Annotated in this window: 16 protein-coding genes and 2 tRNA genes; 10 read left to right on the top strand and 8 right to left on the bottom strand. The window is 60.4% G+C overall.

What is annotated here, in order from left to right:
• Positions 1-4: 4 nt before the first annotated feature.
• The 3 genes from I6L35_RS19625 to I6L35_RS19615 all read right to left on the bottom strand — a co-directional run bounded on the left by I6L35_RS19625 (position 5) and on the right by I6L35_RS19615 (position 1,654).
• On the bottom strand, positions 5-679 hold the full coding sequence (locus I6L35_RS19625; protein WP_040066117.1) for a DUF1499 domain-containing protein: 675 nt from the start codon (positions 677-679) through the stop codon (positions 5-7).
• A gap of 179 nt (positions 680-858) precedes the next feature.
• Entirely contained in the window at positions 859-1,137 is a 279-nt protein-coding gene (locus I6L35_RS19620) for a peptidylprolyl isomerase (protein ID WP_040066119.1), read from the bottom strand.
• Between the two features lie 142 nt (positions 1,138-1,279).
• Positions 1,280-1,654, bottom strand: a complete 375-nt coding sequence (locus I6L35_RS19615; RefSeq protein ID WP_005344448.1) for a hypothetical protein — start codon at positions 1,652-1,654, stop codon at positions 1,280-1,282.
• Positions 1,655-2,166: 512 nt separating this feature from the next.
• On the opposite strand from I6L35_RS19615, the gene I6L35_RS19610 reads away from it, so the two are divergent.
• Complete coding sequence (locus I6L35_RS19610; RefSeq protein ID WP_216979099.1) at positions 2,167-3,936, top strand: autotransporter assembly complex family protein; 1,770 nt, start codon at positions 2,167-2,169, stop codon at positions 3,934-3,936.
• Between the two features lie 61 nt (positions 3,937-3,997).
• Positions 3,998-7,798: a translocation/assembly module TamB domain-containing protein gene (locus I6L35_RS19605; RefSeq protein ID WP_216979098.1), complete on the top strand. Its 3,801-nt coding sequence runs from the start codon at positions 3,998-4,000 to the stop codon at positions 7,796-7,798.
• 175 nt (positions 7,799-7,973) lie between these two features.
• Here I6L35_RS19605 and I6L35_RS19600 read toward each other — a convergent pair.
• Both I6L35_RS19600 and I6L35_RS19595 read right to left on the bottom strand, forming a co-directional pair.
• Positions 7,974-8,058: transfer RNA gene (locus I6L35_RS19600), tRNA-Tyr, on the bottom strand.
• Between the two features lie 34 nt (positions 8,059-8,092).
• Positions 8,093-8,177 (bottom strand) — tRNA-Tyr (locus I6L35_RS19595).
• 124 nt (positions 8,178-8,301) lie between these two features.
• On the opposite strand from I6L35_RS19595, the gene I6L35_RS19590 reads away from it, so the two are divergent.
• The gene (locus I6L35_RS19590; protein WP_216979097.1) at positions 8,302-8,811 is read left to right on the top strand and encodes a VC2046/SO_2500 family protein; all 510 of its coding nucleotides are present in this window, start codon (positions 8,302-8,304) and stop codon (positions 8,809-8,811) included.
• Between the two features lie 111 nt (positions 8,812-8,922).
• Here I6L35_RS19590 and raiA read toward each other — a convergent pair whose 3' ends face one another.
• Complete coding sequence (gene raiA / locus I6L35_RS19585) at positions 8,923-9,261, bottom strand: ribosome-associated translation inhibitor RaiA (protein WP_005334257.1); 339 nt, start codon at positions 9,259-9,261, stop codon at positions 8,923-8,925.
• 368 nt (positions 9,262-9,629) lie between these two features.
• Between raiA and I6L35_RS19580 the strand changes: the two genes are divergently transcribed.
• The 3 genes from I6L35_RS19580 (at position 9,630) to I6L35_RS19570 (ending at position 15,311) form a co-directional block, all read left to right on the top strand.
• Positions 9,630-12,134, top strand: a complete 2,505-nt coding sequence (locus tag I6L35_RS19580; protein WP_216979096.1) for a bifunctional diguanylate cyclase/phosphodiesterase — start codon at positions 9,630-9,632, stop codon at positions 12,132-12,134.
• Between the two features lie 99 nt (positions 12,135-12,233).
• Complete coding sequence (locus I6L35_RS19575; protein WP_216979095.1) at positions 12,234-14,135, top strand: transglycosylase SLT domain-containing protein; 1,902 nt, start codon at positions 12,234-12,236, stop codon at positions 14,133-14,135.
• Positions 14,136-14,312: 177 nt separating this feature from the next.
• Positions 14,313-15,311: a LacI family DNA-binding transcriptional regulator gene (locus I6L35_RS19570; RefSeq protein ID WP_216979094.1), complete on the top strand. Its 999-nt coding sequence runs from the start codon at positions 14,313-14,315 to the stop codon at positions 15,309-15,311.
• A gap of 77 nt (positions 15,312-15,388) precedes the next feature.
• Here the strand turns inward: I6L35_RS19570 and I6L35_RS19565 are convergent, their stop codons facing one another.
• Together I6L35_RS19565 and I6L35_RS19560 are read right to left on the bottom strand one after the other, a co-directional pair.
• On the bottom strand, positions 15,389-16,453 hold the full coding sequence (locus tag I6L35_RS19565; RefSeq protein ID WP_216979093.1) for a 3-deoxy-7-phosphoheptulonate synthase: 1,065 nt from the start codon (positions 16,451-16,453) through the stop codon (positions 15,389-15,391).
• A 126-nt stretch (positions 16,454-16,579) separates the two neighbouring features.
• The gene (locus I6L35_RS19560) at positions 16,580-18,532 is read right to left on the bottom strand and encodes a TonB-dependent receptor (protein WP_216979092.1); all 1,953 of its coding nucleotides are present in this window, start codon (positions 18,530-18,532) and stop codon (positions 16,580-16,582) included.
• A gap of 266 nt (positions 18,533-18,798) precedes the next feature.
• On the opposite strand from I6L35_RS19560, the gene I6L35_RS19555 reads away from it, so the two are divergent.
• The 4 genes from I6L35_RS19555 to dhbA are packed head-to-tail and all read left to right on the top strand — an operon-like array spanning position 18,799 to position 23,280.
• Positions 18,799-19,947 carry an isochorismate synthase MenF gene (locus I6L35_RS19555; RefSeq protein ID WP_216979091.1) on the top strand — a complete coding sequence of 383 codons (1,149 nt, stop codon included), beginning with the start codon at positions 18,799-18,801 and terminating at the stop codon, positions 19,945-19,947.
• On the top strand, positions 19,944-21,590 hold the full coding sequence (locus I6L35_RS19550; protein WP_216979090.1) for a (2,3-dihydroxybenzoyl)adenylate synthase: 1,647 nt from the start codon (positions 19,944-19,946) through the stop codon (positions 21,588-21,590). The genes I6L35_RS19555 and I6L35_RS19550 overlap by 4 nt, the downstream gene beginning before the upstream one ends.
• On the top strand, positions 21,587-22,522 hold the full coding sequence (locus I6L35_RS19545; protein WP_216979089.1) for an isochorismatase family protein: 936 nt from the start codon (positions 21,587-21,589) through the stop codon (positions 22,520-22,522). The genes I6L35_RS19550 and I6L35_RS19545 overlap by 4 nt, the downstream gene beginning before the upstream one ends.
• The gene (gene dhbA / locus I6L35_RS19540; protein WP_216979088.1) at positions 22,519-23,280 is read left to right on the top strand and encodes a 2,3-dihydro-2,3-dihydroxybenzoate dehydrogenase; all 762 of its coding nucleotides are present in this window, start codon (positions 22,519-22,521) and stop codon (positions 23,278-23,280) included. The genes I6L35_RS19545 and dhbA overlap by 4 nt, the downstream gene beginning before the upstream one ends.
• Positions 23,281-23,376 lie beyond the last annotated feature (96 nt).

The following is a 23,376-nucleotide window of genomic DNA, read 5'->3' as shown; positions in this document are numbered from 1 at the left end:
ACACTTACGGTTTCAAATTGGGTTTGTAGGCCTGGCCGAGGCGCTCGTTCAGGCGGGTCAGGAAATCCTCGATCCGCGCCCGGTTGGTGCCCAGATCGCTTTGCCCTTGACGGGAGGCTGATCGCATATCGATGCGGGTCTCTTTGGGGCCAGCAAAGACCCGCAGCGCCACATCATCCTGAAAGCCGAACCAGCCGGTGGTAACCACTGCATCCAGACCGTCGGGGCTGGGTCGTACTTGCCAGCCCAGCTCCTGCATCAGTTCGCAGGCTTCAATCACCACTTCGGCAGGAGAGGCCCTGGTAAAGAGAGGACCGGGTTTTGCCTCAACTGCTTTCAGCGGTGCGCTATTTATTGGCAGATCCTGCGCCGTTCTGAGCTCTGCCGCCCAGCGCAGTTGGGGGGGATTGTAGGGATCTGTGCTCACATCGTTGATCAGCGGCATGCGCAGCGCCTGTGCCACAAATGTCAGGGGCAGCAGTAGCGGCAAGGCGCCAAGGCCGCTGGCGTAGCGGTTGCGGCTCCAGGGCAGGCGTACCAGCAAGATCAGGGAGAGAAGGGCTCCGATGAGACAGATCGCAAAACCGATCCACCAGGGCCAGAGATGAAAGCGGCTGCCGAGGGCGCCAGCGAGCGGGAGTAACCAGGCCAGCAGGGGCCACAAGCAAGAGCGGGGCATAGCACGGGATCCATCGTCGAATGTGGACAATGCCGAGAAGGATAAACTTAATTGCCTGATAACGTTAGTAAATTGATGAGGGTTTGGCGTGGTTTTGGTCAGTTTTGCGAGGGAGATGCAGAGGTCGATGAAGCCCGCCTGACGGGAGCTTCACCGAGAAAATGGTCAGTTGCGATGACTTAGTTGCGATAGAGCACTTTGATCAGATGGAAGCCGAACTTGGTGCGCACAGGCCCCAGCACCTTGAGCAGTTCACCCTTGAATACGGCATCGTCAAATGCTTTCACCATATCTCCCTTGGAAAATTCTCCCAAATCGCCAAAACGCTTGCCTGAGGGACAGGTAGAGAAGCGCTTGGCCATCTGGCCGAAGTCGGCTCCCTTCTCGATCTTCTCCTTGATTTCCAGACACTGTTTTTCGGTCTTGACCAGAATATGCTGGGCACAGGCTTTTTTCATCGGGGCGCTCCTGGAAGTGATGGTGACGATTGTTTACGCCAGGATGGCGGCACATCGTATTGACAAATGGGGGCGCAAGAGTACCCCAATTTGCCACCTGCGTCAGCCCTCACAGTCCGCCATTTACCGGCGATCGTCGCTCCTATTGGCGAGCGCGGGTTGCCAGCACTGCGCGGGGACGCGCTTGCCAGATGATCTCCAGCCCGAGCAGGGCGTAGAGGCTCCATATAGCCAGCGGATTGAGCCACTCCCCCCCCAGTTGCAGGGTCATCAGGGCGCAACCTGCCAGCAGCAAGGTGATCCCCGGCAGCCGCCAGTGGACGGGCAGGGGGGCCAGCATCGCCATCCCCAACAGAATACCGAGGCCAAACGGCAGGTTCAGGGCGGTAAAGGCCAGCGCCTGTTGGCCACTCATGCCGGTCAGCAGGGCCAGCAGGGCGCTGCAGCAGGCGAGAAAGGTGATGAACTCGAGACGATCGGCAATATAGTCAGCCATCTGTTCGCTACGTGCATGCATGATGTGTCTCCTTCAGTTGATGGTTCAAGTGTGAGGGAGGGACGTCTGCAAAGGCAGCGGGATAATTCGATTGCGCTGAACGAGCAATTCTTAATCACTCTCTGTGGCGGGCTCTGGCGGGTGTCAGGTTGGTTCAGCGGTGGAACAGCGTTATACCGACAAACCCTGTCGTGGTGGATAGGGAATGGCAAGAATTGGGAAATGTTAGCGAATAATGCAGTCAGTGATGGGGATCCTCCTCTGAGTCGGGCTGGATCCCCCTATAGGAAAAGCGGGGCGTCGTAATTGTCACCAAAATGTGTGATTTGTGGTCAACCTCTTAAAAGATATGGCGAATTTGCCAATGGCGCTGCGCTGTCGCTGGCCAACGCCTATGTTAGGATAAGGTTCGCCATTTTTCTGGCGCGCATTGTTGTGTCACGGCCATGCACTGTATGGCGTGCTGCGCCGCATTCGGGGTTGACCCGAAAGGGCGCTGGTTTCCTTCACCACAGATTCAGGAATATTGACCTTTGACAGGATGCATTTCATCCCTGCTGGCAGGGCGTTCACTGTCCGGACCTCCATTTCGCCGTGGCTTGTTACTGCTTGGGCTGTTGTTGTCGCTGCTGGCCTCACCCGCGTTTGCCGCCAAGCTCACCTATCAGGTCAAGGGGTTGAAAGGGGAGAACAAGGACAACGCTGAAGCCTACCTCAATGCCCTGCCGGTCTATCAGGAGCGCCAGTATCGTCCCGCCCGAGCCAAAATTACCGAGAGCGTGCAAAAGGCGCTGCAGGTCTACGGCTACTACCAGCCGAAAATCACCCTGAGTCGCGACAAGAAGACTCCATCCAAAGTGGTGATTGAGGTAGATAAAGGGGAGCCGGTCATCGTCTCCCGCCTCGATATCCTGCTGGAGGGGGATGCGGGTAGCGATGAGCTCTACAGCGCCCTGCTGGACAAGTTGCCCCTCAAAGAGGGGGATCCCCTCAATCATGCCAAATATGAATCCATCAAGGCGGATCTCGGCAGCCTCGGGCTGGCTCGCGGTTACTTTGATGCCAAGCTGAGCAAGAGTCAGGTCAAGGTGTTCCCGGACAAGGGGACGGCGGAGATCTTTATTCTGTTCGAATCGGGCCATCGCTACCGTTTTGGCGAGATCCGCTACGATGCCACTCCCGAAGCGCTTCACCTTATTCGCCCGCTTATCAACATCAAGAGCGGCGACCCCTATCTCGCCATCCGTCTGGCCGAGATGTCGCAGGATGTCTCCTCCACCAAGCTGTTCCGTCAGGTCGATATCAAGCCGGTATTGAGCGAGGCGAGCAACTATCGGGTGCCCATCGCGGTGACGCTGGATAACCGGGTCGATCACGAAATCGAGACCGGTATCGGTTACGCCACCGACGTGGGGCCGCGGATGAGTGCCACCTGGGAGAAGCCTTGGGTCAACCGCTACGGCCACCGCCTGTTTGCCACCGCCAAGGTGTCGGCGCCGGAGGCAGAGCTCAGCTTCGACTATCAGATCCCGGTGGGCAACCCGCTGCGGGACTACTACTCCATCCAGACCGGCTACCAGTACAAGGACAACAACGATACCCGCTCCGATCTCACCACTATCGGTGTGCACCGCTGGACGCGGCGGCCGGAGAGCTGGGATCGGGACGTCTTTATCCGGCTGGAGAACGAGATCTATACCCAGGGCGCCGACGAGGGGAACAGCTTGTTGCTGATCCCCGGGGTCTCTTGGTCCCGACTGCGGGTGCGCGGCACCCTGGTGCCCGACTGGGGGGATCGCCAGCAGCTGACGCTGGAGTTCTCCGATCCCAGATGGGGCTCCGACATCAGCTTTATGCGGGTGTGGGGACGCAGCAAGTGGCTGCGAACTCTTGGTGATAACCACAGATTCCTGATGCGGGCCGAGCAGGGGGCCATCATAGGTGACAGCTTCTCGCTGGTGCCGCCGTCTTTGCGCTTCTTTACCGGTGGCGATCAGACGGTGCGCGGCTTTGGTTACGAGAGCATCTCCCCCACCGGGCCGGATGGCAAGCTGACCGGTGGCCGCTACACCAGCGTGGCCAGTCTGGAATACAACTACCGCTTCAGCGAGAAGTGGCTGGGGGCCATGTTTGTGGATGGCGGCACCTCCACCACCGATTACAGTGAGCCCTGGAAAATAGGTACCGGCGTCGGTGTGCGCTGGGTCACCCCCATCGGTCAGGTCAGGTTGGATCTGGCGGTCGGGGTATCGGAAGAGGACAAGCCCTTGCGGCTGCATTTCGCATTGGGGCCTGAATTATGATGTTGTCTAAACGCTTTTTTCTTTGGCCGCTGCGGCTGTATCTTGCGCGGGGGTCTGCATTGTGATCTGGCTAAAACGCATTTTTCTCTGGCTGATGGGGCTGGTGTTCCTGCTGCTCATCGGCGTCAGCCTGCTGGGTTTTACCCATCAGGGCAACAAGTGGTTGTGGCAACAGGCCAAGGCGGCGCTGCCCTCCCTAAAGGGAGAGCTGGTGGCCGGTCAGCTTGGCTATGGCTGGACCCTGGAAGGGGCCGGCTGGCAGGATGAGCTGGTGGATGTCACGGTGGATCGCGCCGTGCTCGACTGGGATCTGGGCAAGTTGCTGCAGGGTAAGCTCTGGATAAAATCCCTGGCGGTGACCCATCCGGTGGTCAAGGTAGCCGACTCCGAGCCTGCGCCGGAAGAGCCTTCCGAGCCCTTTGTCTGGCGCCCGCTGCCACTCAAGATCCAGGTCGATAGCCTCAAGGTAGCCGATCTCGATCTGGCGGTGCCCGGCGTGGCCGTGACCCTGGGGTCCCTCGATATCGGCGCCACCCTCAATCGCAAGGGGCTGATTGTACGCGGCCCGGTGCTCGATAACTTGAAGGTGACGCTGGATGACGCGGCACCCGCCAGCGCAGCCAAATCCGCCAAGCAGCCGGCCGCTAACGAGAAGCAAGCCGGTGCTGCGGTGGCGCGCAACGACAAGGCCAGCGCCAAGACCCCCAAACAGGGCAACGGGGCGCCAGCTGCAAATACGGCAAAGGCAGCCCCCATTCTCCTGCCCGCCATTCATCTTCCTTTCCCCATCCAGCTGGAAGGGGTCAGCGCGACCCGGGTGCAATATAAGCAGGGCGAGCTGATTGAAGGGCTCGACAAGCTGCTGCTCTCGGCCACTGCTGCCGACGATCGCATCGAGGTGCGCGAGCTCTCGCTGCGCCACGCCATGGCCGATCTGGCGCTCAAGGGACACATCCAGCTCAGTGATGACTATCCGCTGGCGGTGACGCTGGATGCCAAGGCCCGCAAGGGGCTGCTGGATGGCGAGCTGCAAGGGGAGCAGGCCACGCTGGCGCTGAGCGGTTCGGTCGGCAAGCTGGGGCTGGCGTTGTCGGCCAAAGGGCCGATCGCCGCCAATCTCAAGGGCTCTCTGGCCTCGCTCGACCCGGATCTCCCTTTTGATTTGGCCCTCGACTGGAAGAGCCTCGGCTGGCCGTTGCACAAGCCCGCCAAAGATGAGCCGAGCTATCGGCTGGACAAGGGGAGCCTGACCGCCAAGGGCAAGCTCTCCGGCTATCAGTTTGCCCTCAATACCTCCGGCAAGGGGACCGATGTCCCCCCCTTCAAGCTTGCGCTGGACGGGAAGGGGGATCTGGAGCGGCTCAGCAAGATCGCCTTGCAGCTCAATGCCCTCAAGGGGGAGTTGAAGCTCGATGGCAAGCTCGCCTGGAACAAGGGGATCGAGTGGCAGGGAACCACCCTGTTCAAGGGGATCAATCCGGCCGAGCTGCTGCCCGAGCTGAAAGGGACGCTGGCCGGTGAGCTGGAGAGCCGTTTCGTGATGAACGAAGCGGGCCACTGGGAGCTGAAACTGCCCAAGCTCAAGGTGGATGGCAAGCTCAACCAGTACCCGCTGGCCCTCAAGGGGGAGCTCAGTGGTAACGACAAGATGGAGTGGCAGATCCCGGCGCTCTCGCTGCAAAGTGGCCCCAACCAGTTGCAGGCCAAGGGCAGCATCAGCACTGCCCAATGGAAGCTCGATGCTAACCTGCAGGCTCCCCAGCTGGGGGGTATCTATCCCGGCCTGAAAGGGGATATCAAGGGACAGGTGAAGGTCAGTGGCAATCAGCAGACGCCAAAAATCGATGCGGATCTGGCCTCCGACCGGCTCTACTATGCCGGCACCGACCTGAAGGGTATTAGCCTCAAGGGCAATGTGGCGATCGGTGCGAAACCGGCCGGTGAGCTCTCGCTGTTGGTGGCGCAGTTGAAACAGGGTGAGACCAAGCTCAGCCAGCTGGCCCTGAACCTCAGCGGCGATATCAGTCAGCATCTGTTGACCCTGACCATGAAGGGTGACCCTGTTGCGGCCAACCTCAAACTGGGTGGCGGCGTGCGCGGGGATCACTGGCGCGGGGCGCTCTCCGAGTTGCGGCTGAAAACCCCGCTGCGCCGTTGGGACTTGAGCTCCCCCTGGGCGCTGGATCTCGATCTGCCGCGTCAGCGGCTGGCGATGGGGGATCTCTGCCTCGGCTCCCAGGGTGCAAGCCTCTGCGTCAAGGGGAGTCAGGTCTCCGCTGCGCAGGGCACCCTGGAGTTTGCCCTGAGCGAGTTTGATCTCAAGCGGCTGCGCCCCTGGTTGCCGGACAACTTCCGCTGGCAGGCGATGCTCTCCGCCGATGGGCGTGCCAGCTGGCGTGGCAATCAGCCGACCCTGCATGCGGTGGTACGCACCACGCCGGGCACTTTTGTGGCCGATGGTCTCAAGACCGACTATCAGCAGCTGGCCCTGGCCCTGGATTTCGAGCGGCAGCAGGCGGCCATTCGCCTCGATTTTGCCTCCAAACAGATCGGCAATATCGATACCGATTTGCTGATCAGGGAGCCTGCCGGTCGCGGTCTGCTAGGTGGTCAGCTCAAGTTTGACGATCTCAAGCTCAATACCTTTGCGCCGCTCATCCCTGAGGTGCGCTCCCTGCAAGGGATCATCTCCGCCGATGCCCGCTTCGACGGCACCCTGGCGGCGCCCCTGCTGTTTGGTCAGCTCAACCTGCGTGACGGTGAAGTGCAGACCCACTCCGACATGGTGACCCTGACCAAGCTGGTGACCCGCCTCAAGATCGAAGGCAACCGCGCCGAGCTCGATGGCTCCATGCTGGTGGGCAAGGGGCCGCTGGCGTTGGGCGGCTGGCTCAGCTGGGCCAAGATGCCGGTCAGCGGCAGCCTCACCATTCAGGGCAAGGATCTGGAGGCGCAATATCCGGGCATGGGCCGGGTCAGAGTCTCGCCCGATATCGCGGTGTCGCTGGGGGAGGAGACCCGGATTACCGGTCAGGTGGATATTCCCTGGGCGCGCATTCTGGTCAAGAGCTTGCCGGATTCGGCAGTGGCGGTCTCCGATGATGTGACCGTGGTCTATGACGATCTGCCCCCGGCTCCCAAGCAGGCCAGCCTGCCGCTGGCGATGAAGGTGGCGATCCGCCTTGGCAACGATGTGAAGCTCGATGCCATGGGGCTGAAGACCGATGTCTCCGGCGGTCTCAATATCCGTCAGGATCCCGAGAAGCCGCTGGCAGGCAACGGCCAGCTGGTGCTGACCAACGGCCGCTTCAAGGCCTATGGTCAGAACCTCATCATCAAGGAGGGGCGGATCCTCTTCTCCGGTCCGCTGGATCGGCCGTTCCTCAACATCGAGGCCAACCGGGATCCCGATACCATCGAGGGTCAGGTGACGGTCGGGGTGCGGGTGACCGGCCCTGCCAGCAAGCCGGAGATCACTGTCTACTCCGAGCCGCAGATGGCGCAGTCGGAACAGCTCTCCTATCTGCTGCGTGGCAAAGGGTTGCAGACTGGCGGTGAGGATGGCGGTTTCAACGGTCTGCTGGTGGCCGGCGCGGTGAGTCAGGCGAATGGCGTGGTGTCGAGTATCGGCGAGTCGCTGGGGATGAGCGATGTCTCTCTCGATACCGCGGGCAGTGGCGACAACACCCAGGTGACGCTGTCGGCCTATCTGCTGCCGGGTTTGCAGTTCCAGTACGGGGTCGGGGTTTTCAGCCCCATCGCCGAATTCAAGCTGCGCTACGAGGTATTGCCACGGCTCTATCTGCAGGCGATGAGCGGGGTGGCTCAGGCGGTTGATATCTTCTATCGCTTCACCCTGTAACGCTTCATCCCGTAACTGGGCTGATATGAACGTAAACGGGAGGCGTAGGCCTCCCGTTTTTTATTGCGCAATCGGCTGCAGGCACTGGCGATAAGGGACTGGAGGGCAGACGGAGAATGGATTGCGGCGGGCCATAAATGCGAAAACCCGGCACCAGGCCGGGTTTTCTGAATGATGGTGGAGGGAGAAGGATTCGAACCTTCGAAGGCAGAGCCGTCAGATTTACAGTCTGATCCCTTTGGCCGCTCGGGAACCCCTCCACGGGGTATTGCTTTCAAATTCTCGCACTTGAAATGGTGGAGGGAGAAGGATTCGAACCTTCGAAGGCAGAGCCGTCAGATTTACAGTCTGATCCCTTTGGCCGCTCGGGAACCCCTCCACAAGTGCGAGGCGCATACTAACAGATCTTCCGGTTTTGTGAACCCCCAAGCAGGATTTTTCCATTAAAAGAATTGCATTTGTGGCCGATAACCAGTGAAATCGCCATTTTCGAGAGTTATCTCATGCTGCCCAGTTCAATCCGTAATCACCTGCTCGTCGATGAGGGCCAGTTGGGGCAGCGCCTCAACCGTGACCTGCAGCATGGCGATCGGGCGGATTTCCGGTTGCATCTGGCCCTGCTGACCGACGCGGTGGAGGAGCAGCCCTGGTTTGATGCCAAACCGGCGGCCACTTCCCAGAGCCGTGACTGGCGTCTGCACTTTGATCTGAGACCGGCAGAGGTGCTGGTGGCGGAAGGGGCGGGGAGTGACTGCAGTGCCATCAATGAGCGGCTGCAGCAGGGGGGAAGCATGGTGGATGTGCGGCTCTGGCTGGCGCTGCAAACACCGCCGCTGGCGGTCAAACAGCCGCTGCTCGATGAGGCTGTCTACGATAACCTGTCACCGCTGGCGCGGGAGCGGTTGCAAGGAAAGCTGGCCGATGTGCCGAGGCAGGAGGATCCGCTGGTATTGCTGCCGATCCTCGATCGTTTGCAAGAGGGGGTGGATACCCGGTTGCACTGGCTCAGTTGATGGCGCCTGTTCACTGGTGTAACGCGATGCTTGTCGGCAAATCACAGGCAACAAAAAGGCGGGTAACCCCGCCTTTATGCTCTTTAGAATTTTTAGCCTTGCGGCATGCTATCAAGCGTCAGCTTCATCCGGTTGCGGCTGCTCTTTGAGCGCGGCATTGGCACGACGGGCAATCGGCTTTTCGGTGTGACGGTTGAGTTGGCGCTCCAGTTTTTGCCCCAGTTCGTTGATGGCGGCGTAGAGATCCTCATGCTCTGCCTGGGCAAACAGTTTGCCGTTGGGGATGCCAGCACTGGCTTCGACAGTGAACATCAGACGCTCTTTGGAAACAATCACATGGGGTGTGATGAGAGGCACCTGAAGACGTTCGAGCTTTTCAAAACGGGATTCGATGCGCTCGCGGATAGCCGGGGTGATGTCGATGATTTTGCTGGTAATTTCGATTTTCATATTGGCCCCCTTCGGGTCGTCTTGCTTGTGTCTTCACCTTCAGATTACTCATTGGTAAAGATTGAAATGTGATCCATGTCACATAACCTTCCCTTGGCTATTCAGCAACTTATAAATTGTGATCTTTTCCGGTTTCGTGCCAAAAACAGCTTGAGCTCCATGAAACTGGCAGGCAGTATGACGGGAATAGGATCGTTTCTGTCCCTTCTTGGCAGCACTTCGTGTCGACCTCATGTCCGGTTTCCACTGCTTGATATCGCATGTTTGTACTCTTTCCTCGCAACCTCTGATCTGATGAGCGGATGCAGGGGGCGTTGCTATGCCTGATTGGACATCAAACGTGGTTGGTTGTTGTGTTGGAGTGGTAAATGAAGCAGCAGGCCACGCAAGTCATGTGGTTTTTCGATCGGCAACATGATCAGTGGAGTCTCTCTGATCAGGGGGCCTACCAGCAGTGGCAAGGGGAGGGCAATCATCCCTGGGCCGCTCGCCTGTTACCGGAAGATGAGGCAGGCTTTGCCGACTTTCTTGTCCGGCTTCATGAATCACATCTGCCTGAACAGTTCATCGGTCATCTGAAAGATGATCAGGGGCAGCTCAACCATGTGCTCTGGAGCGGCCAGTTTGTGCCCACCCAGCAGATCTGCTGTGGCTGGCTGGCCCCTCTTGATACCGCCAACAGTGCAGTATCCTCTCTCAACCTCTCTTTGCCGTTGCTGCAAACCACCCTGCTCACCCAGTTGGCGCAGGCGCTCTCTGCCCGCACCGGGCTCGATTTCTTCAATACCCTGGTCAGCCAGCTGGCCCATATCCTCAAGGTGGATGCGGTCTGGGTGGGGGAGTTGTGCGGTGCCGACCGGGTCAAAGTGCTGGCTGCCGACGGGCTGACGCTTAAAGACTACCCGCTGGCGGGCTCCCCCTGTCAGGAGCTCTACAAGCAAGGGGCCATCTGTTTCGAGGTGATTGACGAGTCGCAGGAGTATCAACCCTGGCTGGCGGCCGGGCAGACTTATTATGGTCAGCCGCTATTTGATGCCAGAAGCCAACTTCTGGGCCATCTGGCGCTGCTCTATTCGGCCCCGGCAGATACCAGCAACCTCACCTCGGTGCTCAATACCTTCTCGGTACGGATGGTAGCCGAGCTGGAGCGACTGCAATCCGATGCCCAGATGCGCCTCTCTGCCGTTGCATTCGAGACCCACGAAGGGATCATCATCACGGATCCGGGGTTCAAGATCCTGCGGGTCAACAACGCCTTCAGCCAGATCACCGGTTTTGACAGCCACTCCGTACTGGGTCTGCAGCTGGAAGAGGATCTCTGGCCCAATCTTGGAGGGCTGGGCTACGAGCTCAACCCTCTCAACCGCTGGCAGGGAGAAACTCTGCGTCGTCATGCCGATGGTCACACCTACCCCCAGTGGGAGATAGTGACGCCGGTGCAGGATGAAAAAGGGGTGATCAGCCACTTTGTCATCTGCTTCGAGGATATCTCCGAGCGCAAGGCGGCCGAGCGACGCATTCAGGATCTCGCTTATTACGACGAGCTGACCGGGTTGCCCAATCGTCGTCAATTGCATGAAACCCTGGTACAGACGTTCAATGAGGCGATCCGAAACGGCCTGATTGGCGCGCTGCTCTTTATCGATCTCGATCACTTCAAGACCATCAACGACTCCCTCGGCCACGCCACCGGTGACTGGCTGCTCAAAGAGGTCGCCGCCCGTCTCAAACGGCTGGTGCGGCAAGGGGATTGCCTGGCGCGTCTCGGCGGTGACGAGTTTGTACTGCTGCTGCCATCGCTCTCTGCCAGCCCGCCCCAGGCAGAGATGCAGGCCGATATCATTGCCGAGCGTCTCATCACCGAGATTGCCGCTCCTTATACCTATGCAGGTCAGGTGCTGCACATCGGCGCCAGCGTCGGTATCACCCTGTTTCCGGATCGGGAGCAGGGGGTCGATGATCTGCTCAAGCAGGCAGATACTGCCATGTATCAGGCCAAGTCCGCTGGTCGCAAGACCCGTCGTTTCTTCGATGCCTCGATGCAGCAACAGGCGGATCGCCGTCTGCTTATTCACAACGAATTGCGCAACGCCCTCAGTCAGCAGGAGCTGACCCTTTACTATCAGCCGCAGCACATGGTGGACGGCGGTGACATCATTGGTGTCGAGGCGTTGATCCGCTGGCAACCTGCCGGTCGCTCGCTGGTCTCGCCAGCCGAGTTTATTCCCATCGCCGAGGAGACGGACCTGATTGTCGACATCGGCAACTGGGTGCTTTATGAGGCCTGCGCCCAGTATGTGCTGTGGGAAGAGAATGGTATCCACATTCCGCAGATCTCGGTCAACGTGAGCGCCAAGCAGTTCCACGCCACCGATTTTGTCGAGCGGATCCATGATGTGCTGGCGCAAACCGGCATGGATCCGGCCTGCCTCAATCTGGAGATCACCGAATCCGTGGTACTGGGTCATGCCGAGGACACCATCAGCAAGATGACCGAGCTCAAGGGACTCGGCATCAGCTTTGCCATCGACGATTTTGGTGCCGGCTACTCCTCCCTGAGCTACCTCAAGCGGCTGCCTGCCGATGAGCTCAAGATCGACCGCTCCTTCATTCAGGACATCCCGAAAGATGGTGACAACATGGCCATCGTTGAGGCGGTGATCGCCATGGCGCGACATATGGGGTTCAACGTCACGGCGGAAGGGGTGGAGTCCCGTCAGCAACTGGAGTTTCTCAAGGCTCAGGGGTGCAGCTTCTATCAGGGCTATCTCGCCTCCAAACCGCTGCCGGTGCCCTATCTGGAGAAATATGTACAGCGTCTGACCAGACCGGAACAGCTACGCGAAATGCAGATGAGCGATGCAGAAAAATAGTCCCTTCTCCCCGCTGTAGCACTGCCCGGCAACGGGTAGAATGAGTGGCAGTAGACCCGCCGCCATCAGGCGGTGTATTGCCCTCAATGGAGATGCTCAGTGAAAGCTGTATGGGGAATTGTTTTGTCGGCGCTGTTCGTGCCGACGCTGATGGCACAGACTGCCGACCAGACGCTCTACCGTCAGGCGTATGATGCCGTACGGGCCAATGATCAGGCCCGTTTCCAGCAAATTCGTGCCCGTTTGACCCACTACCCCCTGCTCCCTTACCTCGATTACTATCAGCTCGCCTTTCGTCCGGGGGCGGCCGATTACAACGATGTGACCCGCTTTATCCGCCAGCATGGGGATACCCCCCAGTCCAACCGGCTGGAGCGCAGTTATCTGACCTATCTGGCCCAGAGCCAGCAGTGGTCGCAGTTCCTGCGCTTCTATCCGGCCAAGCCGAGCTCCACCGACCTGCTCTGCATGCACTATCAGGCGCTCTATTATACCGGCAAGCCGAAAGAGGCGTTGCAGGGGGCGGGCAAGATCTGGATGAGCGGTCAATCGCGCCCCGATGCCTGCTCCCCGCTGTTCCAGCTGTGGCAGGCATCCGGTCAGCGTACCCAGGAGAAGATCTGGCAGCGGATGACGCTGGCGTTCGAGGCGGAAAACCCCAACCTGATCCGCCACCTTGGCGCGACCCTGGGTAGCGGCTTGCAAAGCTATGGCGATCAGATGGTGACCCTGTTCGAACAGCCCGCAAAGGCGATGAACCCGGCCTATTTCAGCAATAACCCCTATTCTCGCAAGCTGCTCTCCCTCGGTTTGACTCGCTACGCCAATCATGAGCCGGAGTCGGTGCTGCGCCAGCTTGCGCTGTTTCGCAGCCGTTTCGGCCTGACCCAGGCCGAGGTGAAACCGGTAGAACGTGCCATTGCCCGCCGCCTGCTGCTGGATCGCTCCATTGCCCAGCGCAGCTGGGTCGACAGCACGGTGAAAAAGCTGGCGGATCCCGACATTACCGAGCTGCGGGCGCGACTGGCCATCTGGGAGCAGGATTGGCGTGGCCTCTCCGGCTGGGTGAAGATGATGCCGATGGCCCGTCAGAAAGAGGATCGCTGGCGCTACTGGATGGCGCGCTCCCTTGAGGTGCAGGGGCAGCAAAAACCGGCGCGGGATCTCTATCTGGAGACTGCCAACCTGCGTGGTTTCTACGGTTTCATGGCGGCCCAGCGCACCGGTGTGCCCTATCGCATCAAGAACCAGAGCGTCAAGCATGTACCGGACTGGCGGACGGCCAGCCAGCGCTGGCCCTTCCTGTTGCGGGTGCGCGAGCTATTGTCGATGAACGAAATTGCAGCGGCCCGTTCGGAGTGGATCCACAACATGGATCGCAATCCGGTGGCCCAGCGCATCGAGTTTGGTCATATCGCCCTCAATCAGGGATGGCATGAGCTGGCCATTCTCGCCAGCATTCGCGCCGAAGCGTGGGATGCTCTCGACCTGCGCTTCCCGCTGCCGCTCAAACGCACCTTCTCCCAGATGGCGCAAGAGCGCACCATGAACACCAGTTTGCTCTATGCCATCTCCCGTCAGGAGAGTGCCCTCTATCCGCTGGCCCAGTCGCCGGTGGGGGCGCGCGGTCTGATGCAGCTGATGCCCGCTACTGCCAAAGAGACCGCCGGCAAGCTGGGGGTGCCCTATCGCAACGAGCAGCAACTGTTTGATCCGACCATGAATATTCGTCTGGGGAGCGCCTATCTCAAGCGCTTGCTGGATCTCTATGACGGCAACCGGATCCTGGCGGCGGCCGCCTACAATGCTGGGCCGGGACGGGTAAAACGCTGGCGAGAGCAGAGTGACAACAAACCGATGGACGTGTGGGTCGAGAGCATCCCCTACAAGGAGACCCGTAACTACGTGCAAAACGTGTTGTCGTTCGATCTCATCTATCAGCACAAGTTGCAGCAGCCGCTGCGCTTTATGTCAGAGCGGGAGCTCAATCACGCCTATTGAGTCGGGGGCCGCCAGCCGGCCCCTGTTTTCAAATTGCCCTGCCGACGGGTATCATCGGGTAAGGTTTTGTTACCAAAGGAAACATGCCCGGTGACCTGGCTCCGGGAATTGCATCAGGCCGCAGGGTATACTCAGGCGTCGGCACCGACAGGTTCCCCCACAATAAAGGAATGGATAGTGGCAACGATTAAAGACGTTTCTCAGCTGGCAAATGTGTCTATCTCCACCGTGTCGCGGGTTATCAACAACACGGCACAGGTAGCACCGGAAAAGCGTGAGGCCGTACTGGCGGCCATGAAGGAACTGAATTTTCGACCCAACAGTTTTGCCCAGGCTCTGGTCAGCAAGCGTTCCAACTGCATTGGCGTGCTGGTTGGTGACCTCTGCGGCGGCCCCTTCTTTGCCCAGATGATGCGTGGCATCGAAACCATGGTCGATCAGGCCAACAAGTTCACCATCGTCATGTCTGGCAACCATGATATCGCCCGCGAGCGTCACGCCATTCAGGCGCTGCTGCAGCGCCAGTGCGATGCGCTGATCCTCCACAGCAAGGCGCTCCCGGACAAGGAGCTGAGTGAGCTGGCGGCTGGCTCTACCCCCATCGTTTTCATCAACCGTCAGGTGCCGGGCTTTGAGGATCGCTGCGTCTGGCTCGACAACAAGGCGGGGATCACCACTGCGTGCCAGCATTTACTGGATGCCGGTCATCGCAACATCGCCTTTATCACCTCCGATGATGAAGAGTTTGTCGATGGTCAGCAGCGGATGGCCGGTTACACCCAGACCCTAGCCAGAGCCGGGATCGCCTTTGATCCCGCTCTCGTCAGCCGCGCCTTTGCCGACGAAAATGGCGGCTATGTGGCGATGAGTGAACTGCTGGCCCGTGGTGTCGAGTTCACTGCCGTGCTCGGTTTCAACGACGGTATGGTGGCGGGGGCGATCTCTTGTCTGCTGGAGCGGGGTTACAAGATCCCGCAGCAGGTGTCGGTGGTGGGGTTCGACGATATCCCCTACGCCCGCTACATCTATCCCAAGCTCACCACGGTGCGCTACCCCATCGAGGAGATGGGCAGCCGCGCTGCCGAGCTGGCGCTGCGTCTGCTCGATCACAAGCCGGTGGACGGCCTGGCGCTCAAATTTGAAGCCCAGCTGGTTGAGCGTGAGTCAGTCGCCTGACGAGTGTCAGATAGTGAACAACAAGGTGGCCCCATCGGGGCCACACTCTTTTCTGCGTTATATGAATAATCCGCTATTTATCCCGCCAGGGCGATCCGCTGCTGGCGGCGCACCTCTACCCCTTCTGCCACCATATCGAGCAGCTGCCTTGTCTGTTCCCAGCCGATGCAGCTATCGGTGATCGACTGGCCGTAGCGCAGCGGTTTGCTGCCAATCTCCTGATGCCCTTCGCAGATAAAACTTTCCACCATGATGGCGGCGATGGCATGGCTACCTGCCCCCAGCTGGTCGGCAATGTCACGGGCAACCAGCAGCTGGCGGGCATGCTGCTTCTGGCTGTTGCCGTGGCTGCAATCGATCATCAGCCGGGGTGACAGATGATGTTGGCGCAGCAAGTCGCCAGCCTCTGTAACATGATTGCTCTGATAGTTGGGTTGGCGGCCACCGCGCAGGATCAGGTGGCAGTCGGGGTTGCCATGGCTGCGCACCAGTGCCAGCTGGCCATCACCGGAAGGCTGGGTATAGAGGTGGGCCGCTCGGCTGGCGAGGATCGCCTCTACCGCGATCCGGATATTGCCGTCGGTACCGTTTTTAAAACCGATGGGGCAGGGAAGGGCCGAGGCCAGCTGACGGTGGAGCTGGGATTCAGTGGTGCGGGCACCGATGGCACCCCAGCTGATGAGATCCCCCAGATAGAGCATGCTGGTGAGATCGAGAAATTCGGTGGCACAGGCGAGCCCTTCCTGTCCAAGGGCCAGAAGTAACTCCCGGGCCAGCGATAGGCCCTTTTCCAGCCGATCGCTGCCATCGAGGTCGGGATCGAAGATAAATCCTTTCCAGCCGAGCGTCGTGCGCGGCTTTTCGAAATAGGTACGCATCACCAGTTGCAGCTGCTCCCCGTATTGGCCCTGTAGTTCAGCGAGCCGGCCACCATAGTCGCGGGCGGCTGCCGGATCGTGAATGGAGCAGGGGCCGATCACCAGCAGCAGGCGATCATCCTCTCCCTGCAGAATATGGCGGGCTTGCTGGCGGCTGCGTGCGATCTGGCGAGCGAGCCGTGCCGGACAGGGTCTGGCCTTTAACATCTCGTCAGGGGTGGGCAGGGTGGCAAGGGGTGAAGCATTCAGAAGTGAGGTGAACATGAGCGATCCTGATGACAAATGGAAATCTGCATGCTCTTTGCTGTCCAGTGGGGATCTTCCCCTTATTCTCTTGGTTAACAGAGCGCGGGCATGGGCCCGCGCTCTGTTATATCGGCCTTGGCTACCTTAGAAGCGGGCTGAGCCGCTGACGTAGTAGCTGCGACCCGGCTCGACGTTCTGGAAGACGGTGTCTTTCTCTTGCAGGCGCACGTCGGTCAGGTTGTTGATCCCCAGTCGCAGGTCAAAGTTCTCGGTGACCTTGAAGCCGGTGCCGAGATCGAAGGTCTGATAGCTGGGCAGCTTGTGCAGTACGACAACCTTGTTGACGGTCTGCTCGGCAAACTGGGGGCCGGTGTAGGTGGTGCCGACAAAGGCATTTACCCGCTCGGTGGCCTGCCAGGTGATCTTGGCATTGGCCTTGTGCTCCGGCCGCTCGGGCAGTGCCTGACCCTGATCGCCTTCAGCCTTGAGGTAGGTGTAGTTGGCGCCAAGGTTGATATCGTCGGTCAGATCGAGCTTGCCGGTCAGCTCCAGCCCCTTGGTGGTGGCTTTCTCCAGGTTGTACCAAGTGCGGTCAGTGGAGTTCGGCAACTGCTTGAAGGTGAGCATGTCGTCGATGTCGGAGTAGAAGAGGGTGGCGCTGGTCTCCCAGATCCCTTCTCCTGCGATGACACCCAGCTCGTAGTTGGTGCTGGTTTCCGGCTTGACCTTGTCGCTGCCATAGATGCGGCAGCTGCCGCCGCAGCTCTCGATGCTGTAACCGTTGGAGTACTGGTGCGGCGCCGGAGCCTTGAAGGCTTGGCTGACCCCGCCCTTGACGGTCACCACATCGTTCATCTCATAGACCAGATAGCCGCGCGGGGTGAAGTGGCTGCCGTAGATCTCGTGGTGATCGTAACGGCCGCCCAGCGTGAAGGTCAGGCTGTCGGTCAGGCCAATTTCGTCCTGAGCGAACAGCGCCTCCTGAGAGTGACTCTCTTTGCCGCCGATATCCTTGTAGCTCACCGCATCCACCAGCTCCCGATCCAGATATTCACCACCCAGGGTCAGGTAGTGGTTGGCCAGCGCCAGGTTGGTGTAGCCCTTGAGGGTCAAGGTGTTCTCTTCCAGTTCGCGCTGCTGCGGGGCAGAGTAGCTGGTGTTGAAGTCGTCGATCTGGGAGGTCTCGTAGTTGGCCATGACGGTGGTGTCACCCCAACTCCAGTTCCCCTTGTGGGTCAGACCAAACAGGTTGCGATCGTTTTGCTGCTGGCGGCTATGCACCTTGTTGCCGGTTTTGCGGAAGATATCGAGAGGCCGCTCATCCTGGTTGTAGAGGTAATCCAGCTCGAAGCGCTGCTGCTCATCCACCAGCCAGCTGAGGGTGGAGGCGAAGTTGCGGGTCTGTTTGGCTTCGATAAGGGGGATGCCGTCAGCAGCTTCGGTGGGGGTCCAGGCTTGACGGTCATACACCTCGCCGTTCATCCGGATCAGCAGGTTGTCGGTCAGCGGGCCGGTAAAGCCCAAGTTGGTTCTGTGCTGATCGCCGCCATCCTTGCCTTCGATGGCCTTGAAGTCGGCATCGGCCGCCCCTTGCCAGGTTTTGCCCGGCTGTTTGGTGATGATGTTGATGACACCACCGATGGCATCGGAGCCGTAAAGTGCCGACATGGGGCCACGGATCACCTCGACCCGCTGGATCATGCCGAGGGGCACCGGGGTGTTGTCGAAGTTGCCGCCGCGCCACAGGGCATTGGAGGAGGAGAGGCGTTTGCCATCCACCAGCACCAGGGTGTACTTGCCGGACATGCCGCGAATGCCGATATCGCTGCGGCCATTGGTGTCAGCCTCGGCCTGAATGCCCACTTCGTGGCGCAGCAGATCTGCAAGGTCATTGACTGGCGCGGCGGCGATCTGTTCGGCCGTGATGACAGAGATAGAGGCAGGTGCCGATCGAGTATTGTGCGCCGTGGTGGTGACGGTGATCACCTCATCGGCTTGAGGGGGGTTGCTGGCGGCGATCGCTTGCTGGGTCAGCAGAGTGACGATGGTGGTGGCCAGTAGGCTGGGAGCAATAAAACGGGAGGTTGAGGATTTCATTATTTACATCTTCCATAACATACAAATGATAAGCGTTATCATTATCAAATTGAATTTGCTCCGATCGCAACTCTTTTTTATCGGCGAAGTTCAGTTTCGTTCGTCACCCGCTTTTGACTAAAAAGAAGTTAATGAAATTGATTCTCATTTGTATTGATCGTTTTTTCGCTCCTTGTTAGGATGCCGTTCACTCTGATATCTGGTGAGTCAAATGACTCACCTTAAGTCGTGTCAGGCAGTGATTCATTCCAAGGAGTAGCACCGTCATGTGTGACCATGCACTGGAAGGAGAGTGGCCCGCCACAGCGGTCGGGCTGGATAAAGTGTGCTGTTTTGCCAGCGGTGACAGGGTACTGGTCGCCTCCGGTATCCACGACAGTTTTACCGGCATCCCGCCGGAGAAGCTGCTCGCCCATCTGCGTCAGTTGCGCCAGCAGGGGATGGACAATCCCATCGCCATCGGCGCCATCCCTTTTGATACCCAATCCCCCTGGCATCTGGTGATCTCGGCGCAATCGCAGTGGGTCGCAAGGGATGCGCTGTTGCCCGCCCGCTGTTGTCAGCTTCGTGGTGAGGTGAGTGAAGTGACCGGCGCTGCCCACTATCAGGGAGCGGTGCGGGCGGCACTGCAGCAGTTCAGCGAGGGGCAGCTCGAGAAGGTGGTGCTGTCGCGCGCCATCGATGTGCAGAGCGCAGAGCAGACCTCCCCCGCACACGCCTATGGCTCTCTGTTGGCCCAGAATCCGGGCGCCTATGTGTTCCAGATCCCGCTGCCGGAGGGGGAGACCCTGCTTGGTGCGAGCCCCGAGCTGCTGGTATCGCGCAGCGAGATGGCGGTGGTGAGCAATCCGCTGGCGGGCTCCCGTCCGCGCCACGCGTTTTCCGATCAACAGGCGGCCAGTGCCGAACTGCTGGGGGCGCAGAAGGATCGCTATGAACATGCGCTGGTGGCCGATGCAGTCGCTGCGGCCCTCGCTCCCTTCTGCCGCGAGCTGGACGTCCCTCTGGAGCCGCAGGTGATCGCCACTCCTACCATGTGGCACCTCTCGACCCGCATCGCCGGACGGCTCCATGAACCCTCTCCCGTGCTGGCTCTGGCGCTGGCACTGCACCCGACACCGGCGGTGTGCGGCACGCCGCTCTCGGCAGCGCGTCAGGCCATCGCCCGGCTTGAGGGGTACGATCGCCGCTTCTACTGCGGCGCCGTTGGTTGGATGGATGCCGACGGCAATGGCGAGTGGGTAGTCACCATTCGCTGTGGCGTGCTTGCCGGCAGACAGCTGCGGCTCTATGCTGGCGCCGGGGTGGTGGTGGGCTCTTCGCCGGAAGCAGAGTGGCAAGAGACCGCTGCCAAACTCGGCACCATGCTGCGGGCGTTTGGCCTCGAGAGCCGGGAGCCGGAGGTAACTGCATGAAGCCGCTGGTGCCCTTTACCCCCTGGCCCGCCGAGCTGGCGGCCCACTACCGGGCGCAAGGGTGGTGGCGCGGACAACCGCTCACCACCCTGCTCGATGACTCTGCCGAACGTTATCCCGAGCGCACGGCTCTGATCTGCGGTGAACGCACTCTCAGTTATGGCCGGTTAAAGCGTGAGGTCGATGCACTGGCGGCGCGGCTGGCCGCGCGCGGGCTGGGCCACGGCGATACCGCGCTGGTGCAGTTGCCCAACTGCGCCGAGTTCTATATCTGCTGGTTTGCCCTGATCCGCTGCGGAGTAGTGGCGGTGCATGCCCTCTACAGCCATCAGCGGCGCGAGCTGGTGGCCTTTGCCCGCCAGATTGAGCCCGCCTTGCTGGTACTAAGCCCCTCCCATCCCGGCTTTGCCGGTGAAGCGGGAAGCTTCGCGGCCCTTGATGAGCTCGTATCGCCTTCTTGCCAGACACTGCTGTTCGAGCAGACTGAAGGCGCAGACCTTCAGTCTGGGTTTGCATGGCGTCAGTCTGAAACCATGGCTCGTGCTGATGGTTCGCCGCTGGCGGCCATTGAGCCAACTCCAACCCCGGCCGATCAGGTCGCCTTTTTCCAGCTCTCCGGCGGCAGCACCGGCACCCCCAAACTGATCCCCCGTACCCACGATGACTATGGCTATAGCGTGCGCCAGAGCGTGGCGGTGTGCGGTTGGGATGATCGGGTGATCTATCTCTGTGCCCTGCCGGCGCCCCACAACTTTCCCCTGAGCTCCCCCGGTGCACTCGGGGTGTTTTATGCCGGTGGCTGCGTGGTGTTGGCAAAGGATCCTTCCGCGGCAACCTGTCTGCCGTTGGTACAGCGTCATCAGGTCAATTGGGCTGCGCTGGTGCCACCGGCTCTGGCGCTCTGGCTGGAGGCGGCCAGCCACTATCCGCAGACCTCTCTGGAGTGTGTGCAGGTGGGAGGTGCGCGCCTCAGTCCGGCTCACGCCGAGGCGGTGGCGAGCCACCTTGGCTGCCGCTTGCAGCAGGTGTTCGGCATGGCCGAGGGGCTGGTCAATTACAGCCGCATCGAGGATGACCAGTGGCACATCGTCAATACCCAGGGTTGCCCGATGAGCGCGGGCGACGAGGTGGAGGTGCGGGATAGCGATGGGCACCCCTTGCCCGATGGCGAGTGCGGCGAGCTCTGGACGCGCGGCCCTTATACCTTTCGTGGCTACTTCAAGGCTGATGCCCACAATCAGCGGGCTTTTGACCGGGACGGTTTCTACTGCACCGGCGATCTGGTCTGCTGCTTGCCCAGTGGTCATCTGATGGTGGTGGGGCGCAACAAGGATCAGATCAACCGGGGTGGGGAGAAGATCGATGCCCTCGAGATTGAAGAGTTGCTGATTACCCATCCAGATGTGCGGCAGGCGGCGCTGGTCGCCATGCCCGATCCCATGCTCGGGGAGCGCAGTTGCGCTTTTCTGATGTGCCGCGAGCCCCTCAATCTGCCCCGTTTGCGCCGTTTCCTGCGCGAGCAGGGGGTGGCCGATTACAAACTGCCCGATCGCCTGGTGCTGGTGGAGCAACTGCCACACACACCGGTCGGCAAGATAGACAAACAGAGGCTGCGCGAGCAGCTCGCCAAGGAGTGTGCATGACCATTCAATCCCTCGCCGCCTATCCGCTGCCTACCGTAGAGGAGCTGCCCACCGGGCGGGTGAACTGGCCCTTTGAACCGGGCCGGGCCGCCTTGCTGGTCCACGATATGCAGCACTATTTCGTCGACTTCTACGGGCCGGACAATCCGCTGATCAATGAGGTCATCGACCATATCGCCACCCTGATCCGTCAGGCGCGTGCCCTCGGTATGCCGGTGGTCTATACCGCCCAGCCCGCCGAACAGAGTCAGGCAGATCGGGCGCTGCTCAATGACATGTGGGGGCCCGGGTTGACCCGAGCTCCGGAGCGTCAGCCGATTGTTTCGGCGCTGGCGCCAGAGCCGCAGGATACGGTGTTGACCAAGTGGCGCTACAGCGCTTTTTGCCGCTCTCCGCTGGCAGAGCTGATGGCCGAATGGGGGCGGGATCAGCTGGTGATCTGCGGCATCTACGGCCATATCGGGGTGATGCAGACGGCGGTCGATGCTTTTATGCGCGATATTCGCCCTTTCCTGGTGGCTGATGCCATCGCCGACTTCTCCCGCGAGGATCACCTGCTGGCGCTCTCCTACGTCAGCCGCAATGCCGGTCGGGTGATTACCGTGGCCGAGGTGATGGCGGCCAGCAAACGCCCCCTGACTCGGGAGTCGCTACGTGCTCAGGTGTTGGTGCGGCTGCCCGCCGAGATGCAGCAGGAGCAGCCCACCGAGGATGACAACTTGCTCGACTACGGTCTCGACTCGCTGGCGGTGATGGGGCTGGTGGAAGAGTGGCGTCAGCAGGGGCTGGTGGTGGAGCTGGCCGAGCTGGCCCGCACGCCGACCCTGGCTCACTGGTGGGGGCTCCTCTCCCGTCAGCTTCACGTTAGTCAGGCCACGGCTTATCAGGTGGTCAACGAAGATCACGTCAGCGAACCGGAGTGCACCCCATGAGCGAGTGGCAAGGCAGAACCATCTGGGTGACCGGCGCGGCGCAGGGAATTGGCCATGCGGTGGCGCGCACTTTTGCCGAGGCAGGGGCCAGCGTGGTGGCGTTCGATCTGCAACTGGCCGAGGCACTGCCCGGCAACGTGAAGAGGGTGGTGATCGATGTCAGCGACAGCGAGGCAGTGACCCGCTGCTGCGAACCGCTGCTGGATGAGGGGCTGGGGCCCGATGTGCTGGTCAATGTCGCGGGCGTACTGGCGACCGGCAGGCTCGATGAGGTGGATGACGCCCTCTTGCAGCGCACCTTCGCCATCAACACCTTCGCCCCCTTCTATCTGATGCGGGCCCTGACCCCCTGGTTTCAGGGACGGCACAGGGGCGCCATCGTCAATGTCTCCTCCAATGCCGGTCGGGTACCGCGAGTGGGGATGGGCATCTATGGCGCCTCCAAGGCGGCGCTGACCAGCCTCACCCAAACGGCGGGGTTGGAGCTTGCCCCCTATGGGGTGCGCTGCAATCTGGTGTCGCCGGGCTCGACCCGTACCCCGATGCTGTACGGCATGTGGCAGGAGGGGGAACAGCGCGAAGGGGAGATACGTACCATCGCGGGCCTGCCCGGGCAGTTCAAGCTGGGGATCCCCCTTGGCAAACTTGGGACCCCCGACGAGGTGGCTGCCTGCGTGCTGTTTCTCGCCTCCGATGCCGCTAGCCATATCACCCTGCAGGATCTGGTGGTCGATGGCGGTGCCACCCTGGGGGTTTAGCCAGCGCACTGCCGATCTGGCAGGCGTGACACTCTCTTTATGGAGGAGGCTTGGCCTCCTCGCTTTTCAGCCATGCGGGCAGGGGCAAGCCACTGC

It is taken from the genome of Aeromonas sp. FDAARGOS 1405, from assembly GCF_019048265.1.
Lineage (GTDB): Bacteria > Pseudomonadota > Gammaproteobacteria > Enterobacterales > Aeromonadaceae > Aeromonas > Aeromonas veronii_A.
This window is presented reverse-complemented; position numbering and strand designations above follow the sequence as displayed.